The 18,764-nt window shown below is 60.5% G+C and carries 18 protein-coding genes and 2 pseudogenes; 2 read left to right on the forward strand and 18 right to left on the reverse strand.

Annotated elements, in window-relative coordinates; translation table 11 throughout:
- On the forward strand, positions 1-1,020 hold a 1,020-nt coding region (locus tag HA41_RS17760; RefSeq protein ID WP_143807360.1), incomplete at its 5' end, for an ATP-binding protein.
- On the opposite strand, the gene phnE (HA41_RS17765) is transcribed toward HA41_RS17760, so the two are convergent.
- The 15 genes and pseudogenes from phnE (HA41_RS17765) to HA41_RS17835 form a co-directional block, all read right to left on the reverse strand.
- A complete protein-coding gene (gene phnE / locus HA41_RS17765) occupies positions 974-1,858 on the reverse strand; it encodes a phosphonate ABC transporter, permease protein PhnE (RefSeq protein ID WP_094121873.1) in 885 nt (294 codons plus the stop codon). The two genes, HA41_RS17760 and phnE (HA41_RS17765), sit on opposite strands and share 47 nt — an antisense overlap.
- Complete coding sequence (phnE, locus tag HA41_RS17770) at positions 1,855-2,715, reverse strand: phosphonate ABC transporter, permease protein PhnE (protein ID WP_094121874.1); 861 nt, start codon at positions 2,713-2,715, stop codon at positions 1,855-1,857. The genes phnE (HA41_RS17765) and phnE (HA41_RS17770) overlap by 4 nt, the downstream gene beginning before the upstream one ends.
- 99 nt (positions 2,716-2,814) lie before the next feature.
- Positions 2,815-3,741, reverse strand: a complete 927-nt coding sequence (phnD, locus tag HA41_RS17775) for a phosphonate ABC transporter substrate-binding protein (protein WP_094121875.1) — start codon at positions 3,739-3,741, stop codon at positions 2,815-2,817.
- 26 nt (positions 3,742-3,767) lie between these two features.
- Positions 3,768-4,598, reverse strand: coding sequence for a phosphonate ABC transporter ATP-binding protein (phnC, locus tag HA41_RS17780; RefSeq protein ID WP_094121876.1), 831 nt, complete (start codon positions 4,596-4,598; stop codon positions 3,768-3,770).
- A gap of 79 nt (positions 4,599-4,677) precedes the next feature.
- Positions 4,678-5,447, reverse strand: a pseudogene (gene phnP, locus HA41_RS17785) (phosphonate metabolism protein PhnP).
- On the reverse strand, positions 5,438-5,980 hold the full coding sequence (gene phnN, locus HA41_RS17790) for a ribose 1,5-bisphosphokinase (RefSeq protein ID WP_094121877.1): 543 nt from the start codon (positions 5,978-5,980) through the stop codon (positions 5,438-5,440). Before phnN ends, phnP begins: the two are co-directional and overlap by 10 nt.
- Positions 5,980-7,116 carry an alpha-D-ribose 1-methylphosphonate 5-triphosphate diphosphatase gene (gene phnM, locus HA41_RS17795; RefSeq protein ID WP_094121878.1) on the reverse strand — a complete coding sequence of 379 codons (1,137 nt, stop codon included), beginning with the start codon at positions 7,114-7,116 and terminating at the stop codon, positions 5,980-5,982. Before phnM ends, phnN begins: the two co-directional genes overlap by 1 nt.
- A complete protein-coding gene (gene phnL / locus HA41_RS17800) occupies positions 7,113-7,826 on the reverse strand; it encodes a phosphonate C-P lyase system protein PhnL (RefSeq protein WP_094121879.1) in 714 nt (237 codons plus the stop codon). Before phnL ends, phnM begins: the two co-directional genes overlap by 4 nt.
- Positions 7,827-8,588, reverse strand: a complete 762-nt coding sequence (gene phnK, locus HA41_RS17805) for a phosphonate C-P lyase system protein PhnK (RefSeq protein ID WP_094121880.1) — start codon at positions 8,586-8,588, stop codon at positions 7,827-7,829. It abuts the gene before it with no gap.
- A pseudogene (locus HA41_RS17810) lies at positions 8,578-9,425 on the reverse strand (alpha-D-ribose 1-methylphosphonate 5-phosphate C-P-lyase PhnJ). Before HA41_RS17810 ends, phnK begins: the two are co-directional and overlap by 11 nt.
- Positions 9,418-10,494, reverse strand: a complete 1,077-nt coding sequence (locus HA41_RS17815; RefSeq protein WP_094121881.1) for a carbon-phosphorus lyase complex subunit — start codon at positions 10,492-10,494, stop codon at positions 9,418-9,420. Before HA41_RS17815 ends, HA41_RS17810 begins: the two are co-directional and overlap by 8 nt.
- Positions 10,494-11,069, reverse strand: coding sequence for a phosphonate C-P lyase system protein PhnH (gene phnH, locus HA41_RS17820; protein ID WP_094121882.1), 576 nt, complete (start codon positions 11,067-11,069; stop codon positions 10,494-10,496). The genes HA41_RS17815 and phnH overlap by 1 nt, the downstream gene beginning before the upstream one ends.
- On the reverse strand, positions 11,069-11,515 hold the full coding sequence (gene phnG / locus HA41_RS17825) for a phosphonate C-P lyase system protein PhnG (protein ID WP_094121883.1): 447 nt from the start codon (positions 11,513-11,515) through the stop codon (positions 11,069-11,071). Before phnG ends, phnH begins: the two co-directional genes overlap by 1 nt.
- Positions 11,515-12,228: a phosphonate metabolism transcriptional regulator PhnF gene (gene phnF, locus HA41_RS17830; protein ID WP_094121884.1), complete on the reverse strand. Its 714-nt coding sequence runs from the start codon at positions 12,226-12,228 to the stop codon at positions 11,515-11,517. The genes phnG and phnF overlap by 1 nt, the downstream gene beginning before the upstream one ends.
- Before the next feature lie 268 nt (positions 12,229-12,496).
- A complete protein-coding gene (locus HA41_RS17835; protein WP_244175147.1) occupies positions 12,497-13,159 on the reverse strand; it encodes a DUF2268 domain-containing putative Zn-dependent protease in 663 nt (220 codons plus the stop codon).
- 184 nt (positions 13,160-13,343) lie between these two features.
- Here HA41_RS17835 and HA41_RS17840 point away from each other — a divergent pair, with 184 nt between their 5' ends.
- The gene (locus HA41_RS17840; protein WP_094121885.1) at positions 13,344-15,533 is read left to right on the forward strand and encodes a putative bifunctional diguanylate cyclase/phosphodiesterase; all 2,190 of its coding nucleotides are present in this window, start codon (positions 13,344-13,346) and stop codon (positions 15,531-15,533) included.
- Between the two features lie 20 nt (positions 15,534-15,553).
- Here the strand turns inward: HA41_RS17840 and biuH are convergent, their stop codons facing one another.
- The 3 genes from biuH to HA41_RS17855 all read right to left on the reverse strand — a co-directional run.
- Positions 15,554-16,240: a biuret amidohydrolase gene (gene biuH / locus HA41_RS17845; RefSeq protein ID WP_094121886.1), complete on the reverse strand. Its 687-nt coding sequence runs from the start codon at positions 16,238-16,240 to the stop codon at positions 15,554-15,556.
- The gene (locus HA41_RS17850; protein WP_094121887.1) at positions 16,233-17,537 is read right to left on the reverse strand and encodes a purine-cytosine permease family protein; all 1,305 of its coding nucleotides are present in this window, start codon (positions 17,535-17,537) and stop codon (positions 16,233-16,235) included. Before HA41_RS17850 ends, biuH begins: the two co-directional genes overlap by 8 nt.
- On the reverse strand, positions 17,534-18,764 hold a 1,231-nt coding region (locus HA41_RS17855), incomplete at its 5' end, for an amidase (RefSeq protein WP_094121888.1). The genes HA41_RS17855 and HA41_RS17850, both read right to left, overlap by 4 nt.

Consider the following 18,764-nt stretch of genomic DNA (forward strand, 5'->3'; position numbering starts at 1 on the left):
CGCGCCCGGCAGGCGGCCGACCGCGCCGCCCAGCTGACGCAGCGTTTACTCGCCTTCTCGCGCAAGCAGGCACTCTTTCCGCGCGCGGTGTCGGTGGTGACGCTGGTGGATAATCTGCAGGGACTGTTGCAGCACTCACTGCTGCCCGGCCAGCAGCTGGTGATTGATGCGCAGCGACCCGGCTGGCCCGCCTGGATTGATGCCAGCCAGCTGGAGAATGCGCTGATGAATCTGGTGGTCAACGCCCGCGATGCCCTGCAGCAACAGAGCGGCGAAATCCGCATCCGTATCTGGAATCAGCGGCGGCTTGAGCAGGATGAAAAACGTGACCGCGTCACAATTGAGGTGATAGATCACGGTTGCGGCATGTCGGCAGCGGTGCGCGAGCAGGTCTTTGAACCGTTCTTTACCACTAAAGCCACCGGCAGCGGCAGCGGACTGGGGCTGTCGATGGTGTATGGCTTTGTCCGGCAGTCCGGGGGGCAGATTGAACTGGAGACGGCACCGGGACAGGGAACCACGGTGCGGCTGCTGTTGCCGCGTGCGCCCGAGATGGCGGCCACCGCCCCGCCCCCGCCGGTCCAGCCGGTGCCACCCGACGCAGCCAACGATCGGCTGGTACTGGTGCTGGATGATGAACCGGCGGTGCGTCAGACGCTGTGTGAACATCTGCATCAATTAGGCTACCTGACGCTGGAGTGCGGTGACGGAGAACAAGCGCTGGCGCTGCTGCGTCAGACACCCGATATCGATCTGTTGATCAGCGATCTGATGCTGCCTGGCGAGATTAACGGTGCGGAGGTGATCCGCCAGGCGCAGCAGAACTGGCCGCAGCTGGCAACGGTGTTAATCAGTGGTCAGGATTTGCGTCACCAGCCGGTCACTTTACCGCTGTGCGAACGGCTGGCGAAGCCCTGGCAGCAGGCGCAACTGGTGCAGGCGTTACAGCGCGCCTGGCAGCGCAGCGAACGACTTAATCACGCCCGGCAGGCTGCCACAGCGGCACCGGTTTCCCGCTGATGTAGCGCTTGCGCAGACGGCTGGAGAGCACATCCATCACCATCACCACCACCACCAGAATCAGCGTCAGGAACATCACCACGTCCCAGTTCCACAGCCGCATGTTCTCGGCATAGACCAGCCCGACGCCACCGGCGCCGACGAAACCCAGCACCGCCGCTGAGCGGGTATTGGATTCAATCTGATAGAGGCTGAGTGCCAGGAACTGCGGGAACGACTGAGTGAAGATGCCGAAACGGTGTTTCTGCAGGCTGTTCGCGCCAACCGCACCCAGGCCGCGACTCGGTGAGCGCTCGACCGCTTCGTGGCCTTCGGCATAGAGTTTGCCCAGCAGCCCGACATCCTGCAGGATAATCGCCAGCACCCCGGCCAGTGGCCCCATGCCAACCGCCCGGACAAAAATCAGCCCCCAGATCGCCATGTCGATGCCGCGCAGCAGGTCAAACAGCCGACGCATCAGAAACGCCACCGGTCGGGTCGCCCGGCTGTGCATCACGTTGCGCGCCGCCAGAAACGACAGCGGTAGCGCCAGCAGCGTGGCGGTCAGGGTGCCGGCAAACACAATGCCTAAGGTGATCCCGACCTGCGAGAAGTAATAGCCAAACGGCCAGTTTGCAAAATCCTGCCAGACAAACATCCGCAGAAAGTAACGCCCCAGTTGCTGACAGCCGTTCAGCAGGCGGGACAGGTCAATGCCATAGACCGAGAAAAAGAACAGATAGTAGAGCATCACCGCCAGCGCCAGCAGTCCCAGGCGGCGCAGGTAACGCGGTTGCGCGGCAAACAGCTCGCGGTGCTGCGCTTTGAGGTGTGTGATATCCGGTACCACGCTGATCATGCAGTTTCTCCCACAACGCGACGGCGCAACTGGCCGGAAAGCGTATCCAGCAGCGACACCACAATCAGGATCAGCAACAAGGTGATGCTGACCTGGTCGTAGCGATCCAGTTTGATGTTGGTCATCAGCTCCTGACCAATCCCGCCCGCGCCCACCAGCCCGAGGATAGTTGAGGAGCGGAAGTTGATCTCCAGCCGCATAAAGCTGTAGGAGAGAAAGATCGGTTTCACCTGCGGCCAGAAGGCGAATCGCATCCGCTGCAGGGTCGTAGCACCACAGGCCGCCAGGCCGCGCACGGGTTTGTCAGACGCCGACTCAATCGCCTCGTAAAACAGTTTGGTCAGACTCCCGACGGTATGCAGCGCCAGCGCCAGAAAACCGGGGATCGCTCCGATGCCAAACGCCATCACAAACATCACTGCCCACGCCAGCTCCGGCATGGTACGCAGAAAGGCCACAAAGGCGCGAATTGCCAGTCGCAGGCTGGCAGGCGTGCGGGTATTGTCCGCGGCAAAAAAGGCCAGCACCGCCGCCAGCGCCACCGCCAGCAGAGTAGCGGCCAGTGCCAGCTGCAGGGTTTCCCAGATCAGCGGCAGCTGGATCGGCAGACGGTAGCCCCAGTACGCCAGCGAGCCTTCAGTTTTGCCATCCGCGAACAGCAGCGGCAGATGCAGCACCGGCAGGATTTCCCGCAGGTAGTCAAAGAAGTGCGGCAGCGACTGCCAGACGGTCAGCAGATTAAATTCCGCCACGTTACCCGCCGCCAGATAGAGCGCGACCAGCAGCAGTGACCAGAGCAGCGTGTCGCGTTTCTGCTGGCGACGGATGCGTTGGTAATAATGTTCGAATTCGTTCAAGGGGGGATCTCCGGGGCTGAAGCATCGGGACGCAGACGCACCTGCCGCGTCCCGCCTTCCCCGGACAGCCAGGGAAGGCAAGGTAGCCGTTACCGGGCGTTAGCCGCGGCTGCCTTTCATCAGGTCGCGCTTCATATCAATGATGTTCTGATAGTCCGCGACGGTGGCAGGGCCGATATGCTGTTTACCGCCCACTGCCTTGACGAAACAGGCGTGATCTTCTTTATCCAGCTTTTTAATCGCCGCCACCACTTTGGCTTTAAAATCTGCCGGCAGTTTGTTGCTGACCAGTACCGGACCGTTGGGGATCAGCGGCGACTGCCAGATAATGCGGATCTGCTTCATCAGATCCGGATGGTCCATGCGGATCAGACGGCCAAACGCACCGGCGCTATAGCCGCTGTTGCGGTCGCCGACCAGTGAGGTCCAGGTCACGGCACCGTCAAACTGGTTGTTCAGCACGCCGAGAATGTCCTGCTCATGGCCGCCGGAGAAGGTCACGCTGGAGAAGGTATTGTTATACTTGTCGTCCACCGTGCCGCCGAATTCTTTCTTAAACGCCTGGTTCGGCATCAGGAAGCCGGAGGTGGAGTCGGGATCGGCCATACCAAAGGATTTGCCCTTCAGGTCTTCCAGTTTTTTGTACGGGCTATCGGCCTTGACGATCACCACCGAGTGGTAGCCGCGTGACTGATCTTTGTCATCCACCACAATGCCGACCACATCGACCGCTTTCGGATCCTGCAGGTAGACCGAAGCAAACGAGGCGGGTGACATGCTCAGCACCATATCGATTTTGCCGCCCAGCAGCCCCTGGATCACCCCGGAGTAGTCAGAGGCGTTACGCATCTGCGTATCCACGCCCAGCTCTTTATCAAAGAAGGTTTTCACACACTGGTTATCACCAATCTGCTGGGTGGCGTTTTGCCCGCCCAGAATGCCGAGGTTAAGTTGTTTCGGCGCATCCGCTGCGTTAACACCAAAAGTCATTACACCCGTCAGTAGCGCTAAAGAAGTCAGTTTCATTCGAGGTTGTTCTCTTGCCGTGGAAGTTAGTGGATCTGATTAAGTTCATCGCCGTACAGCTGGTGCAGCAGGCCGTCAGTAAGCTGCGAAGGATGGCCATCAAACAGCACCACTCCACGCTGAATGCCGATCACCCGGGTGCAGTATTGCTTTACCAGTTCGATAGAGTGCAGGTTCACCATGACACTGATGCCCTGCTCGCTCACCTGACGCAGCACATCCATGATGCGTTTAGTGTTTTTCGGATCGAGTGACGCCACCGGCTCATCGGCCAGCAGAATTTTCGGGTTCTGCATCAGCGCCCGGCAGATCGCCACGCGCTGCATCTGACCGCCCGACAGGTTTTCTGCCCGCTGCAGCGCCTGCGGCAGCATGTTCATCCACTGCAGCAGTTCAATGGCGTGGGCGCGGTCATGGTCAGAGAAGATTTTAAAGAAGGATTTCAGCGTGCTGGTCTGGCTCAGGCGTCCCAGCAGCACGTTGGTCAGCACATCCAGTCGCGGGACCAGACAGAAGTCCTGGAAGATCATGCCACACTGGCTGCGCCATTCACGCAGCTGGCGGCTGCTGAGCGCCACCACGTTACGGTCCGCTTCGCCCTGATGCAGGCTGATTATCGCCCCGGAGCTGGCGGCTATGGTGCCGTTGAGCATATGCAGCAGGGTCGATTTCCCGGCCCCGGATCGGCCTATCACCGCCACCAGTTCCCCGGCGTGCAGGTCGAAACTGACCTTATCCAGCACGGTACTGTCGCCGTACGCTTTGCTCAGACTCTGCACCGACAACACTTTTTGTCCGCCGAGCGTGGCCGGTGGCAGGTCGTTATCGACCACCGTTTTCAGAAGTGCCTGTGCCATGTTGTTCTCCGTCGTCGCTGATTACGTTCTGCCGGTTATTAAGGCGTGGCGGCATGAAGGCGGGATGACAGCCAGATGATCAAACTGTGACAGGCCAGCCGGCACCGCATGACAGGATCAGACCATCGCGCGCGGGCTGAATCGCCTCTGGCAGCGGGTGATCGGCTAACCAGTTGTCCATCTCATGACTGAGGTGCGTTAACCAGGCCTGACGCGGTTGTAGCCGATCGATGATCGCCAGCGCCAGATTGAGATCGTTGTGATTACGCGGGGCAGCCTGCGGCGGATCGTTGCAGTCGATGACCAGCTGATCGAGCGGCTGACCACGCAGGAAATCCTCGGTATCGGGCGGCAGGCCACAGGTATCGCATAGCCAGGCCAGCCGGCTCCCCTGCCAGTCAAACAGGTAGCCGTGGGTCAGCCGCGAATGCTGTAACGGCAGCGGCGTGACCTGCAGTTCACCAAACGATCGGGCGACAAACGGGGTTAATGATGGCCTGAAATCGAGCAGGCCAGGATGTTTAAACAGATCGTCGCTGCCACGCGTGTCGGGGGGCCCCATACCGGAATGGACGCACCTTTGCCCCAGCGCAGCGCAAACAGGCCCTGTACGTGGTCCATGTGGTAGTGCGTCAGCAGAATGCGGGTCAGTTCGCCGGGCTTAAACCGTGAGGCCAGCAGTGGCAGGCCGGCGTCGAGCAGAATCCGCTCATTGCCCGCCTCAATCAGCGCACTGCAGGGTGCGCGATGATAACGCGGGTCCTGTTGCGCCCGCTGACAGGCACGGCAGTCGCAGCCAAACAGCGGTGCGGCGGTCACGCCTCCTGTTCCCAGAAAGGTCAGTTGCATTGATGCGCCTCGAGCAGCTGACAGAGTTGCCAGACCGTACGGTCCAGCGCCCCGTCGTTGTTAAGCAGCAGACAGCCGTCTGGCTGAGGCTGGGCGGCACGCGCCAGCCGCCTTGCGATCTCTGCCTCATCTTCACGTCCGCGCTGGCGCAGTCGCGCCGCCAGCACCGACGGCGTCACCTGCAGACAGACCGGCAATAGCTGCGGCCCGAACCGCGCCTGTGCCTGTGCCAGATGCAGTCGCGAACCGTTGACCACCACGTTCTGACCGCGCTGCAGCCAGCCTTCCACCTCACTGCCGATGGCGTAATAAAATCCGTGTGCCTGCCAGCTCACCGCGAACAGACCCAGCGCGGCACGGCGGGCGAACTCCGCCTCACTCAGTGCCACATGATTTTCACCACCGGCATCGGCGGCGCGAGTGATGTAGCGATGGGCGATCAGCAGCCGGGCTGGCGGTGCCTCACGCAGCGCATCCAGCAGGCTATCCTTGCCCGATCCGGACGGTCCGGTTAACCAGATAAGGCGCGCCATTAATAGACCTGCCGGCCTTTACTCCACACGTGCCGCACGTGCGGGTGGCCGTGGGCGGTATGCGCCAGCACCAGATCGGCGCGGCAGCCTTCCGCAATCACTCCACGATCCTCCAGCCCCAGCGCCCGCGCCGGATTACAGGTCACCAGCGCAATCGCCTGTGACGTACCGAGGCTGTTACGCTCATCTGCCGCCAGCCGGAATGCCGCATCCAGCAGGCTGGCCGGGTAGTAATCAGATGACAGAATATTCAGCAAGCCGTGTGAGGCCAGCTCCCAGGCGGCGACGTTGCCGGAGTGCGATCCACCGCGCACGATGTTTGGCGCGCCCATCAGCACCTGCATATTGCGATAGCGTGAAGCGCGAGCCGCCTCCAGCGTGGTGGGAAATTCGGCGATACGGCTGCCCGCCGCATGAGACTCCTCAACGTGCGCCGCGGTGGCGTCGTCGTGGCTGGCGATGGCGATACCATGTTCGCGGCACAGCGCGGCAATCGCCTGACGGTTAGGCTGCGACCACTCTGCCGCCAGGGTGAGCTGGTCATGCTCAAACCGATCCATCTCAGCGTCATTGAGCTGATATTTGCCCTGATAGTATTCGCGGTATTTTTCCAGCGACGCGTACTGACGCTGGCCGGGAGAGTGATCCATCAGCGACACCAGCGCCAGTTCCGGCGTCCCCATCAGCGCTTCAAACAGCGGCACGGTGGTCGGATGCGGCAACTCACAGCGCAGGTGCAACAGATGCTCGGCCCGGTTCAGCCCTTTACGGTTGCTGTCGCGGATCGCGTTGATCATCTTGCTGAGGTTCTCCAGCCGGTGCCCGCCGTCGCGCACGTCACCGACGCCAATCGCGTCGAGCACGGTGGTAATGCCGCTGGAGACCATCAGCGCATCATGGCTGCTCATCGCCGAGTGGGCGGGCCAGTCCACTTTAGGCCGTGGCGTAAAAAACTTGTCGAGGTTATCGGTGTGCAGCTCCACCAGCCCCGGCAGCAGCCAGGCGCCCTCACCGTCCAGCGCGCCCGGCTGCTGGCTGGCGGTTTCGCTGAAGCTGCTGATGCGATCGTCACGAAACTCAAGCGATCCGGCGACCACCTCGTTTTCCAGCACCAGTCGGACGTTATTAATGATCATGCTGGTGCTCCTGTGGCGATCGGTTGCATCAGGTGCAGCCGATCGGCTACCCGGTCGCGCACCGCTTCATCGTGGAAAATACCGACAATGGCGGCACCACGGGCGCGCGCCTGTTCAATCAGTCCGACCACCGCATCGCGGTTAACGCTGTCGAGTGAGGCGGTGGGTTCATCCAGCAGCAGCACCGGATAGTCGGCGATAAAGCCGCGCGCGATGTTGACCCGCTGCTGCTCACCGCCGGAAAAGGTCGACGGTGCCAGCGACCAGAGACGCTCCGGCACGTTAAGCCGGCTCAGGAGTTCACGGGCCCGCTTTTCACAGAAGGCGCGTTCGACACCGCGCTCCAGCAGCGGCTGCATCACAATCTCCAGCGTCGGCACCCGCGGGATCACCCGCAGAAACTGGCTGACCCAGCCGAGCGTGTCGCGGCGGATGGCGATGATCTGCCGCGCCGTCGCCTGCGCCATATCGATCGATTCGCCCTGATGTTGCAGCCGGATATGACCGCTGTTGGGCTGATAGTTGCCGTACAGGGCGCGCAGCAGGGTTGATTTACCGCTGCCGGAGTGGCCGTGCAGCACCACACATTCCCCCTGATTCACCGTCAGGCTGGCGTTCTCTAATACCGGCAGCGCAGCACCGTTCTGGTTATGCAGCACAAAGGTTTTGCACAGATTCTCAACCTGCAACATAGTTGTGTGAGTCATCATTTAATTGAGCACCGAAGAGACCAGCAATTGCGTGTAAGGATGGTGAGGATCGTCGAGCACCCGGTCGGTTAATCCGCTCTCCACCACCCGCCCCTGCTTCATCACCAGCAGCCGGTGCGCCAGCAGTCGCGCGACCCCGAGATCGTGGGTGACAATCACCACTGCCAGATTAAGTTCCCGCACCAGGGTGCGCAGCAGATCCAGCAGCCGCGCCTGTACCGACACATCCAGCCCGCCGGTGGGCTCATCCATAAACATCAGGCGCGGCTGGGTCACCAGATTGCGGGCAATCTGCAGACGCTGCTGCATCCCGCCGGAAAAGGTGGTTGGCAGATCGTCGATACGGTTGGCCGCGATCTCCACCGCCTGCAGCCAGCGGCTGGCTTCGGCGCGGATGTCACCATAGTGGCGCTCGCCGACCGCCATCAGCCGTTCGCCGATATTACCGCCGGCGCTGACCTGCGGCCGCAATCCGTCCAGCGGATGCTGATGCACCACGCCCCATTCGGTGCGCAGCAGTCGACGGCGATCGCTTTCGCTCATCTGATAGAGATCGCGTCCCTGATAATGAATGCTGCCCTGCTGCGGCGTCAGACGCGCCGACAGGCTGTGCAGCAGTGTGGTTTTACCGGAGCCGGACTCGCCGACTATGCCCAGCACTTCGCCCGGATAGAGGTCAAAACTGACCTGTTCAAAGCCCTTACCGGGCGCATAAAGATGGGTGAGCTGGCTGACCGCAAGCAGCGGCTGATCACTGTGCATGTTGCTGTTCCTGCTGCTGATGGCAAAAGTCGGTATCGGAGCAGACAAACATCCGCGTTCCCTGATCGTCCATCACCACCTCGTCGAGGTAGCTGTGGCGCGAACCGCACAGCGCACAGGGTTCATCCCACTGCTGAACGGTAAACGGATGGTCATCGAAGTCGAGGCTTTCCACTTTGGTATAGGGCGGTAAGGCGTAGATGCGCTTTTCGCGTCCGGCACCAAACAGTTGCAGCGCCGGCATCATGTTCATCTTCGGATTGTCGAATTTGGGGATCGGCGATGGGTCCATCACATAGCGATCGTTGACCTTCACCGGATAGGCGTAGGTGGTGGCGATGTGGCCGTAACGGGCAATATCTTCATACAGTTTGACCTGCATGACGCCGTACTCCTCCAGCGCGTGCATGGTGCGGGTCTCGGTCTCGCGCGGCTCAATAAAGCGCAGCGGTTCCGGGATCGGCACCTGGAAGATCAGAATCTGATCCTCTTCCAGCGGCGTTTCCGGAATGCGATGCCGGGTCTGGATCAGCGTGGCATCGGCGGTGCGTTCGGTGGTCGCTGCGCCGCTGACGCGCTGAAAGAAGCGACGAATTGAGACCGCATTGGTGGTGTCATCCGCACCCTGATCGATCACCTTCAGCACATCCTGATCGCCAATCACGCTGGCGGTGATCTGGATACCACCGGTGCCCCAGCCGTAGGGCATCGGCATTTCCCGTCCGGCAAACGGTACCTGATAGCCGGGGATCGCCACCGCTTTCAGGATGGCGCGACGATGGTGCGTTTGGTCTGCTCATCCAGATAGCCGTTGTTATAACCGCTGAGTTCAGCCATGGTTGCGCTCCTGATGATCCTGCTGCAGGCGTTTCAGCAGTTCCAGTTCTGCCTGGAAATCGACGTAGTGCGGCAGTTTAAGGTGGGAGACGAAGCCTGCGGCTTCGACGTTATCGGCGTGCGACAGCACAAACTCTTCATCCTGCGCCGGGCTGGTGATGCGCTCCTGCTGCTCACGGCTCTGCAGCGCCCGATCGACCAGCGCCATCGACATCGCTTTGCGTTCGGCGCGGCCAAACACCAGGCCGTAGCCACGGGTAAAATGGGGTGCGCTGTCGTCACCGTGGGCGAAGCCGTTGACCATTTCGCACTCGGTCAGCAGCAGTTCGCCAATCTCCAGCTCAAAGCCCAGCTCTTCCGGGCAGATGCTGACGCTGAGATAGCCGGTACGAATTTCACCGGCGAACGGATGGGTGCGGCCATAGCCACGCTGGGTCGAGTAGCCGAGCGCCAGCAAAAAACCTTCATCGCCGCGTACCAACTGCTGCAGCCGTGCAGCGCGCGAGGCGGGAAAACTCATCGGCTCGCGAGTGATATCGACGGGTTCGCTGCCATCATCCTCTTCACGCACCGCCAGTCCTTCGTCGCTCATCATGCTGAACATGTGCGGACAGGCCGCATCCAGCGCGCGATCGTCTCGTGGCGATGCCGGCGTTTCACCGTTGGCCAGCAGCGTAAAGTCGAGCAGTCGGTGGCTGTAATCATAGGTCGGTCCCAGCACCTGGCCGCCCGGCAGATCTTTGTAGACCGCCGAGATACGCCGCTCAATACGCATCGATGCAGTCGCCAGCGGCTGGCTCTCGGCCAGACGTGGCAGCGTGGTGCGATAGGCGCGTAGCAGGAAGATCGCCTCCACCAGATCGCCGCTGGCCTGTTTGATTGCCAGTGCCGCCAGTTCAGGATCGTAAATCCCGCCTTCGGTCATCACCCGATCGACCGCCAGACCGAGCTGCTGGGCCACCTGTTCGCAGCCCAGCTCGGCGACATTCCGATCGCCACGACGCAGATCGGCCTGCAGCTGATGGGCGTTAGCAATCGCCTTTTCGCCCCCTTTCACCGCAACGTACATCAGCACACCTCCACAAGCGTGGTGCGCGGTACCGCCATCATCGCTTCGCCACAGGTAAAAATCAGATCAACGCCCTGCGGGAACGGATGTGGGCGGCTGCGCAGATAGGCCAGCACGCTTTCCGGCAACTGCGGCGCAATGGCGCGGGTTTCCCGCAGGCCCGGCCCGGAGAGGCGCAGCGTCAGGCCGCCATTCAGCGACGTCACTTCAATAATCAGTGTGGTGCTTTTTTCCGGTGCCAGATTGTCACCGGCGGCAAAATGGGCCGGATCGGGATGCGAGCTGGCGTGACTGAGCGCGAAAGGCGCATCCTGCTGCGCAGTAATCGGCGCGCCGGTGTGGAAACGCAGGTTATTGCGTAGCTGTTCGTTGTCGATCTGCGCATCCAGCCATACCGGACTCTCCTGATCGACCAGCGTCAGTAACAGCGCAGTGGCGGCGGGCGACAGTGCGCCCCAGCCCTGTTGCAGCGGCAGCGACACCATCACGCCCGGCTCGCTCATCGCTTTGAGGATGCGGCGGAATGCGCGCTGTGCATCCGCCACCGGATGGTTAAAACTTGCCAGTAATGTCATCAGTTATCTCCGCGTACCAGCGTAAAGAAATCCACTTTGCTGCTGGCAATTTCACGCGCGCGCAGCTGACGCTGCTCGTCACGCCATGCCGCCAGCGGGGTAATAATCTTCTCTTCTAACAGCGCCCGGGTTTCCGGCTGCTGTAACAGGGCATCGATTAAGGCGCAGCGCTCGGCGTGGGCTTTATCACGTCCCAGCAGGTAGCTGTAACCCAGGGTGCCGTCGCTGAGCTGAACCACTGCGCGCGTCACTGTCGCATCGCCCATCACAAAGCGTTTACCGGTCGCCCCCATGCGCGCTTGCAGCCGGGTCAGGCCGATCTCTGCCGGACGGATCAGGGTGAAAACGGGCTGGAGGTTAAGCGCCTGCCAGTGCGCGTTAAGCTGTGCCGCGCTGCTGTGTGCCAGCACTGAAAGCCAGCGCTGGCGGGCCGTTTGCTGTTCCATTAGTGCTCCAGAGTCAGTTCAATCATGTCGCCGCGCGTCAGGCTGACCGAGTATTCAGCCATTGCACCGTCGCGGGTTTTGTTCAGGGTGCGCACGCAGAGCAGCGGCGAATGCAGCGCGATTTCCAGCTGCTTACACTCTTTCGCCTGCGCCCGTCGGGTGCTGATGCGGGTCTGGGTACGCACCAGCTGTTTGCCGGTGTGCTGGTCGAGATAATCGTGCAGCGAACCGCTGTTAAAATGCTGCAGCTGCGGCCACCAGCTGAGATCGGCAAGGAAGTGGTTGATGACACATAGCGGTACACCGTTGGCACGCCGCAGCGTACGCAGATGGATTACGTTATCGCCCTCGTTGACGCCCAGCGCGCTGGCAACGTCGTTGCTGGCCGGACGTAACACCGCCAGTAGCCGCTCGCTGGTCGGATGGCTGCCCTGCTCCATCAGGTTCTGGCTAAAGCGCGCCTGAGCGTGCAGCGGATAGTCATAAGGCCGCATCAGCACCAGGATGCCGACGCCGTGACGGCGTTGCAGCAGCCCTTTATTCACCAGTTCATCCACCGCCCGGCGTAAGGTGTGGCGGTTAACTTCATAGTGATCGGCCAGTTGTTGTTCGGAGGGAAGATAGTCGCCACAGCGATAGCGTTGCTGAAGCGCCTGTTCGAGTCGCGCGGCGACGGCCTGATAGACAGTGGTCGGATGTCTGGATAACTCCATCACGATGAAATCCTCACGGGTTACAGAGTGGGGACGCAGTGAAAAGTCACTGCGGGATGGCATTACCTTGACCGGATCAGATGACAGAACCGTGACGGGGGAGTGAAGGAGAGGTGAATTTGAGTGGGTGAGGAGCGATCAGAATACCCTGTACAGAGGGCAGACAGATAGAGACGAATGCCGGGTCGATTGGTCATCAACAAAGCGTGGACGATTCTCTTTTCTGCTCATGCAGAATCATGATGCTGCGTAAAGCAGCCGTTGCAGTTCAGATAAATGGCCGGAATTCCGCTGCCTCTATGTTTGCCAGCATTGAAGCCTTCAGACGGGGGAAGTTTGCCAGGTACTTTCTGACAAGGTTGAACCCTGCGGTATACCCCACCCATTTCGGTAGATCCCTGGCCCCAAAAAACCATGCGTTATGGTCATAGTCAGTGCGATGCCAGCTTTCACTGAGTTGCAGAGCGAAAGGCTGAACCATGTCTGGGTTGAGGCTTTCCCAGGGCTCAGGCTTACCTTTAAAAAGCTCCAGAGAAAAATGACCAGCAAGCCCTTCAGAGACAATCGCTTCACCTAAAGTAGAACCGTATCCCGGTCCGGCCCACCTCGCGGCATGATGCAGTTCATGAGCAAACATGCGTTCAAGCGAATGAGCATCATTTTTACAAAACAGGGCGTTATCAGGATCGACGGTTATGTAAATGAGGCCGGGCTCAGGACAATATCCCAGATGCCCTTTCTCAGGAATGACATATGATCCGGCTTTTACAACAACATCCACAGAAGGGAGCGGCAGGAAGCTATTAGCCAGGTTGTACGTATCGTTCAGGCAGCTTTGCAACCATTGAGCGTGAGCGGTTAGTTTGTTCTGCGCATTCAAAATGTGAAGGGTCATTTGAGGCATTCTGTTTTCACTCAACGTCGTAAACATGTCCTGACCATAACATACACAACTTTGTGTCTGGATATCATTCAGGTTCAGGCCCTTACCTTCACCTTACCTTCACCACAAAAAATTCACCGCCAGGGTCACTGACTCCAAAGGTTTGTGTGAAAGTCCCGTTACCGTCTGCTAGCTTTTAAGCTGTACTCCTGCTTTTGAGAAAAACTAAAAAATGATTAATACCTTTAAACTTTCTGGCGATTTCCGCCGCAGTTTCCTGCGTGAAGTGCTGGTACCGCTGGTGGCGATTCTGCTGCTGACCTTTGGTGGCGCGGGCACGGGGCTGTTCATTGGCACCTCGCTGACCAACACGGAAGCGCGGCAACAGCAACAGCGGATGATAGAAACCTCATTCACCCAGAGCATGAACGAACATCTGCGCCAGTTACGCAGCCTGTCACGCTGGCGGCCGCTTGAGCAGCATCTGCTGGATGAAGATGCCGCCTCGGGCTGGCTGGACGAGAACATTGGCAACTGGCTGTTTGAGATGTTTGGCCATCAGCTGATCCTGGTGCTGGATCAGCAAAACCAGATTGTCAGGCTGTGGCGTGACGGTCAGCCGGTCACGCCCCAGAAGGAAGCCACGCTGATCCACGACATCCTGCAAAATCCGCTGGTGCAGGATCGCTCACGCGAGGACAAAGCCGATTATGCCCGCCTGGCCGGTCGCACAGCCGCACTGGCTGTCGGTAATATCCAGCGTGACAGTGATGCCCTGCCGCGCTTCCGGCTGGTCAGCCTGAAGTTTCTTGACGATGGCTATCTGGCCAGCCTGGCCGAACGCAATCAGCTACAGGGACTGCATTTCTCCGACGGCAGCCCGCAGCCCGGCAGCGGGGCACGTTTTTTGCTGATTGCGCAGTCTGGTGAGGCGGTCGGCTACCTCAACTGGGTGCCGTCACGCCCCGGCGCGCAAATGCTGCGCACGATCGGCCCGTCAACCGGCCTGGCGGTGCTGGCGATCTCCCTGCTCTGCCTTTATATGGTGCGCCGTCTCTGGACCTCGTCGATCAATCTGTCGCAGTCGATGCTGAAGCTGGGTGCCTCTGAGGCGCAGGCACAGCATCTGGCATTTCACGATGTGCTGACCGGGCTGCCCAATCGTGCGCTGGTCGAAGATCGTCTGACTCAGGCACTGGCGCTGGCCACGCGCAACGATCAGCGGGTGGCGCTGCTGCTGATCGATCTCGACCGCTTCAAAGCGATCAATGATACCTACGGCCATCACGCCGGCGACGAACTGATCGTTGCGGTGGCGCAGCGCCTGAGCCGGATGGTGCGGGCCAGCGATACCGTCGGTCGGATCGGCGGCGACGAGTTTATTGTGGTGATGCCAGAAGTGGAGACGCTCTCTCAGGCACAAGGTCTGGCGCAGCGCATCATCGACCAGCTCAGCCAGCCTTTTACGCTGTTTGGCAGCGAAGTCTGGAGCGGTGCCAGTATTGGTCTGGCGCTGGCACCCAAAGATGGCGTTGATCGGCTGGAGTTAATGCGCAAAGCGGATATTGCGCTGTATGAAGCCAAAAGTGGCGGACGCGGCAAATATCGCCAGTTCGAACGGGCGATGGATGAGTCAGTGCGCACCCGACAAACCATCGCCGCCGATCTGCGTACTGCACTGCAAAACCGTGAGGGTCTGGAAGTCTGGTATCAGCCGCTGATGGACATTGGCGGCCAGCAGATGGTCGGTGTCGAGGCGCTGCTGCGCTGGTATCATCCGAGCCGTGGTCTGGTGGTGCCGGGTGAATTTATTGCGATTGCCGAGGAGACCGGGCTGATTATTCCGCTCGGAGAATGGGTGCTGGCAGAAGCCTGTGCCACCCAGCAGCGTTTTCCCGACCTGATGGTGGCAGTCAACGTCTCGCCGGTGCAGTTTCGCGCCACCGGCTTTGTTGAAAGGATGACTGAAATCGTGCGGCAGCACGGCGGCGATCCGACCCGGATTGAACTGGAGATCACCGAAGGAGTATTGATCGACGATGAGCACGAAGCCCGCGCCATCATTATTGCGCTGCGTGACGCTGGCTTCCGGATAGCGCTGGACGATTTTGGTACCGGCTACTCCAGCCTCAACTATCTCAGCCACTTCCCGGTCGATAAAATCAAAATTGACCGCTCATTTACCCAGTCGCTGGGCGTAGCAGAGAATTCGGTCGCCATTGTTGAGTCGGTGGTCAGGCTGGGTCACGCTATGGGTCTGATGGTGACCGCCGAGGGCGTAGAGACGCCAGACCAGATGTCGGCACTGGCGGATGCGGGCTGTAACCAGCTACAGGGTTATCTGTTCAGTCATGCGGTTCCGGTCGATCAGCTTACCAGCCTGATCGAGGCCAGTCCGCCGCACGAGGCACGGCAGAGCTGACCATCGGCGGTCCGCAGGAATTAACTGCCGAGGCTATCCAGCAGGGCTGCCGAAGTGGCAACCGCGCCAAAAATCCCGCCCTGCATGTGGATCATACTCAGCGCCGCCTCATGATGTCGCCGCTCGGTGGCGGCGCAGCAGTCGGACAGCACCAGACATTCAAATCCGCGGTCATTGGCTTCACGCAGCGTGGTGTGTACGCAGACATCGGTGGTGATGCCGGTGAGGATCAAATTGCGGATGTGACGACTGCGCAGGATCAGCTCCAGATCGGTGGCGTAAAACGAGCCTTTGCCCGGTTTATCGATCACCACCTCGCCCGGCAGCGGCGTCAGTTCCGGGATAATCTCCCAGCCGGGTTCGCCGCGCACCAGAATACGGCCGCAGGGTCCGTCATCACCGATGCCCGCCTTCATCCGTCGCGAGCGCCAGTGCTTATTGGCCGGTAAGTCGCTGAGGTCGGGCCGGTGCCCTTCGCGGGTATGAATGATCGGAAACTGCCGGGCACGCATCGCCGCCAGCACCTGCTGCAACGGCGCAATCGGGGCGCGGGTCAGCGCCACATCGTAACCCATGGTATCGACATAGCCGCCGACGCCGCAAAAATCAGTCTGCATATCAATCACCACCAGCGCGGTATCAGCCGGGCTGAAGCCACCGTCAAACGGCCAGGCGTAGGGGGTTGAGTTAACACTGTAATCAGGCATTTTTCTTCTCCATCACCGGTCGCGGCGCACGCACCCGGCTAATCAGGCTGTAACTGAGCGCGGCGGTCACCAGGCCGATCACCGCCTCACCCAACTGCGGAAAGGCCAGATGAGCGATAACTGCACACAGGCTGCCGATCGCCCAGGCCGCAAAGGCGGTAGCGCGAAAACGCTGTGACGGACGCTGTTCGCTGATTTTCGCCATGAAAATCAGATCAACAATCATCACTGCACCAAACGGCGGCACCACAATACCCAGCAGGCTGAGCCATTCCAGGAAGTAAGACCAGACGCCCGCCAGCGCCAGCGCCCCGCCGACCGCGCCCAGGATCAGCGTCCAGAGGCGCATTTTACTGCTGAACAGATGGCTGAAGCCCACCGCGCCGTTATACAGGCAGTGGGTGCAGACCGAGCCGAGGTTAATAAACACGAACAGACAGGCCACCACCGATAAAAAGGCGCTGTGCCCCATCAGCATCGGCAGAAAGTTGCCGCCGTTGGTCAGCGGATCGACCGCCGCGCCGACCGCAACGATGACCACACCAAACAGATAAGAGATGACGTTCGCCACCGGAAAGGCGGAAAACGCTGCGATCACCGCCGAACGACCGTTTTTCGACCAGCGGGTAAAGTCGGCGGTCATGGTGCCGGAATCAGCAAAGCCCGCCACCACCATAGTGACGGCAGTGCCCATACTCATCGCGCCCGCCGCACTGGCGCTGCCCTGCCAGTGAGTCACCGTGCTGAAGTCATGCTGCTGGCCTATCAGCCACAGCGCCACCCCGCCCAGCACCACAAACAGCGGCGCGGCAATCATCCCCAGCACCGACAGCGCACGCACCCCGAGAAAGGTAATAGCGGTATAGAGCACCATGGCAAAGGCGGTGACCGCCAGCGCATTCCAGCCAAAGGTCTGATTGATCACCGTGCCGGTCAGGCCGGTCTGGAAGGCGTACCAGCCAATCACCACCGTCGAGAGAAAGCCGGAGACCAGAATGTAACCTTTGCTGCCAAAGGTCCGGCGCGCCTGTAAGGCAAAGTTCATCCCGGTGTTACCGGCGTACCAGCTCAGCGCGCCGACGTAGGCGAACAGCACCAGATTGCCGAGCAAAATGGCGATCAGCGCCGGCCAGAAGCCCAGGTGCCAGGTGATGATGCCGCCAAACAGCGCGTTGGTCAGGATCATCGGGAAACCGAACCAGACCGCCGAGACGGAGCGGGTGGAGTGGCGGTGCGACAGCGGCACCGGCTGATGTTCAAATTCCTGTTCTAACGCAGGCGCAGAAGCATTTTTCATTGTGCGATTCCAGGTTGAAGGTGGTTCCACGGCTGAATGCGCTCGAAAGCCGCGCTGGCAGCCAGCACTAAGGCATCATCAAGATGCCGTCCGACAATTTGCAGCCCCACCGGCAGGCCGCTGGCGGTAAACCCGGCCGGCACCGAAGCCGCAGGCTGGCCGGTGAAGTTGAACGGGAAGCAGAACGACAGCCAGTGATCGCTGCGGACCATGCGGCCATCAATGATTTCTGGTCCCTGCATACCGAGCGCAAACGGCGGCACCGCCAGCGTCGGCGTGATCAGCAGATCGTAGCGCTGCATAAATCGCCACAGGCTATTGCTGACCGCTTTGCGGGTAGCAATGGCGTCGGTAAAGGTTTCGGCCCGCCAGTCGCGTTGCAGCATGGCGACCAGGTGCGGTGACATCCGATCGCCCTGCTGTTCCATCATCCTGCGCATCCCGCTGAGATCGCTTTCCATCGCCACCAGCGCACCAAAGGCCGCCGAGGGATCGCGGAATCCGGGATCGGCCAGCTCCAGCTCCGCACCGATTTCCTCAGCAAAACGCTGCGCGGCGGCACTGACCACAGCGCGCACCTCGGGATCGACCGCCACGTAGCCAAAATCGGCGCTAAAGGCGATGCGCAGTTTTTCGACCGGCTGCCCTGGCGCGCTGAGCCAGTCAACGTCGCTGCAGGGAATGGAGTGGCGATCGCGCATATCCGGGCCCGCCATCAGCGACATCATCAGGGCGGCGTCGCGCACCGTGCGCGTCATCGGGCCAATGTGCTCCAGCGACTCCCAACTGGAGACGCCCGGATAGCGTTCATCGCGGCAGCCGGGCCACAGTGGCACACGTCCCATTGAGGCTTTGAAACCATATATACCGCAGTGCGCCGCCGGAATGCGCACCGAGCCGCCGCCATCACTGCCTAACGCGATTGGACAGAGCCGCGCCGCCACTGCTGCGCCCGATCCGGCACTGGAGCCGCCAGGCGTTTTGGTCAGGTCCCACGGATTGCGCGGCGACGGGAACAGAGGATTGTGTCCGACACCGCTGTACCCAAACTCAGGCGCGGTGGTTTTCCCCAGCAGAATGGCGTCGGCGGCCAGTAGTCGCTCGACCGTAATGTCATCGTCTTCAGGTATGAAATCCTGGTATGTCGCCGAACCGGAGGTGGTGCGGACGCTGGCGGTAGAGATCAAATCTTTCACCGCCAGCGGCACGCCCGCCAGCGCGCCCAGC

This window comes from Pantoea conspicua, from assembly GCF_002095315.1.
Taxonomy (GTDB): domain Bacteria; phylum Pseudomonadota; class Gammaproteobacteria; order Enterobacterales; family Enterobacteriaceae; genus Pantoea; species Pantoea conspicua.

Excerpts from the sequence above, each read along its gene's own strand:
- phnE (WP_094121873.1), bottom strand. The coding sequence starts at position 1,858 with ATGATCAGCGTGGTACCGGATATCACACACCTCAAAGCGCAGCACCGC.
- phnD (WP_094121875.1), bottom strand. The coding sequence starts at position 3,741 with ATGAAACTGACTTCTTTAGCGCTACTGACGGGTGTAATGACTTTTGGT.
- phnC (WP_094121876.1), bottom strand. The coding sequence starts at position 4,598 with ATGGCACAGGCACTTCTGAAAACGGTGGTCGATAACGACCTGCCACCG.
- phnN (WP_094121877.1), bottom strand. The coding sequence starts at position 5,980 with ATGGCGCGCCTTATCTGGTTAACCGGACCGTCCGGATCGGGCAAGGAT.
- phnM (WP_094121878.1), bottom strand. The coding sequence starts at position 7,116 with ATGATCATTAATAACGTCCGACTGGTGCTGGAAAACGAGGTGGTCGCC.
- phnL (WP_094121879.1), bottom strand. The coding sequence starts at position 7,826 with ATGATGACTCACACAACTATGTTGCAGGTTGAGAATCTGTGCAAAACC.
- phnK (WP_094121880.1), bottom strand. The coding sequence starts at position 8,588 with ATGCACAGTGATCAGCCGCTGCTTGCGGTCAGCCAGCTCACCCATCTT.
- HA41_RS17815 (WP_094121881.1), bottom strand. The coding sequence starts at position 10,494 with ATGTACGTTGCGGTGAAAGGGGGCGAAAAGGCGATTGCTAACGCCCAT.
- phnH (WP_094121882.1), bottom strand. The coding sequence starts at position 11,069 with ATGACATTACTGGCAAGTTTTAACCATCCGGTGGCGGATGCACAGCGC.
- phnG (WP_094121883.1), bottom strand. The coding sequence starts at position 11,515 with ATGGAACAGCAAACGGCCCGCCAGCGCTGGCTTTCAGTGCTGGCACAC.
- phnF (WP_094121884.1), bottom strand. The coding sequence starts at position 12,228 with ATGGAGTTATCCAGACATCCGACCACTGTCTATCAGGCCGTCGCCGCG.
- HA41_RS17835 (WP_244175147.1), bottom strand. The coding sequence starts at position 13,159 with ATGTTTACGACGTTGAGTGAAAACAGAATGCCTCAAATGACCCTTCAC.
- HA41_RS17840 (WP_094121885.1), top strand. The coding sequence starts at position 13,344 with ATGATTAATACCTTTAAACTTTCTGGCGATTTCCGCCGCAGTTTCCTG.
- biuH (WP_094121886.1), bottom strand. The coding sequence starts at position 16,240 with ATGCCTGATTACAGTGTTAACTCAACCCCCTACGCCTGGCCGTTTGAC.
- HA41_RS17850 (WP_094121887.1), bottom strand. The coding sequence starts at position 17,537 with ATGAAAAATGCTTCTGCGCCTGCGTTAGAACAGGAATTTGAACATCAG.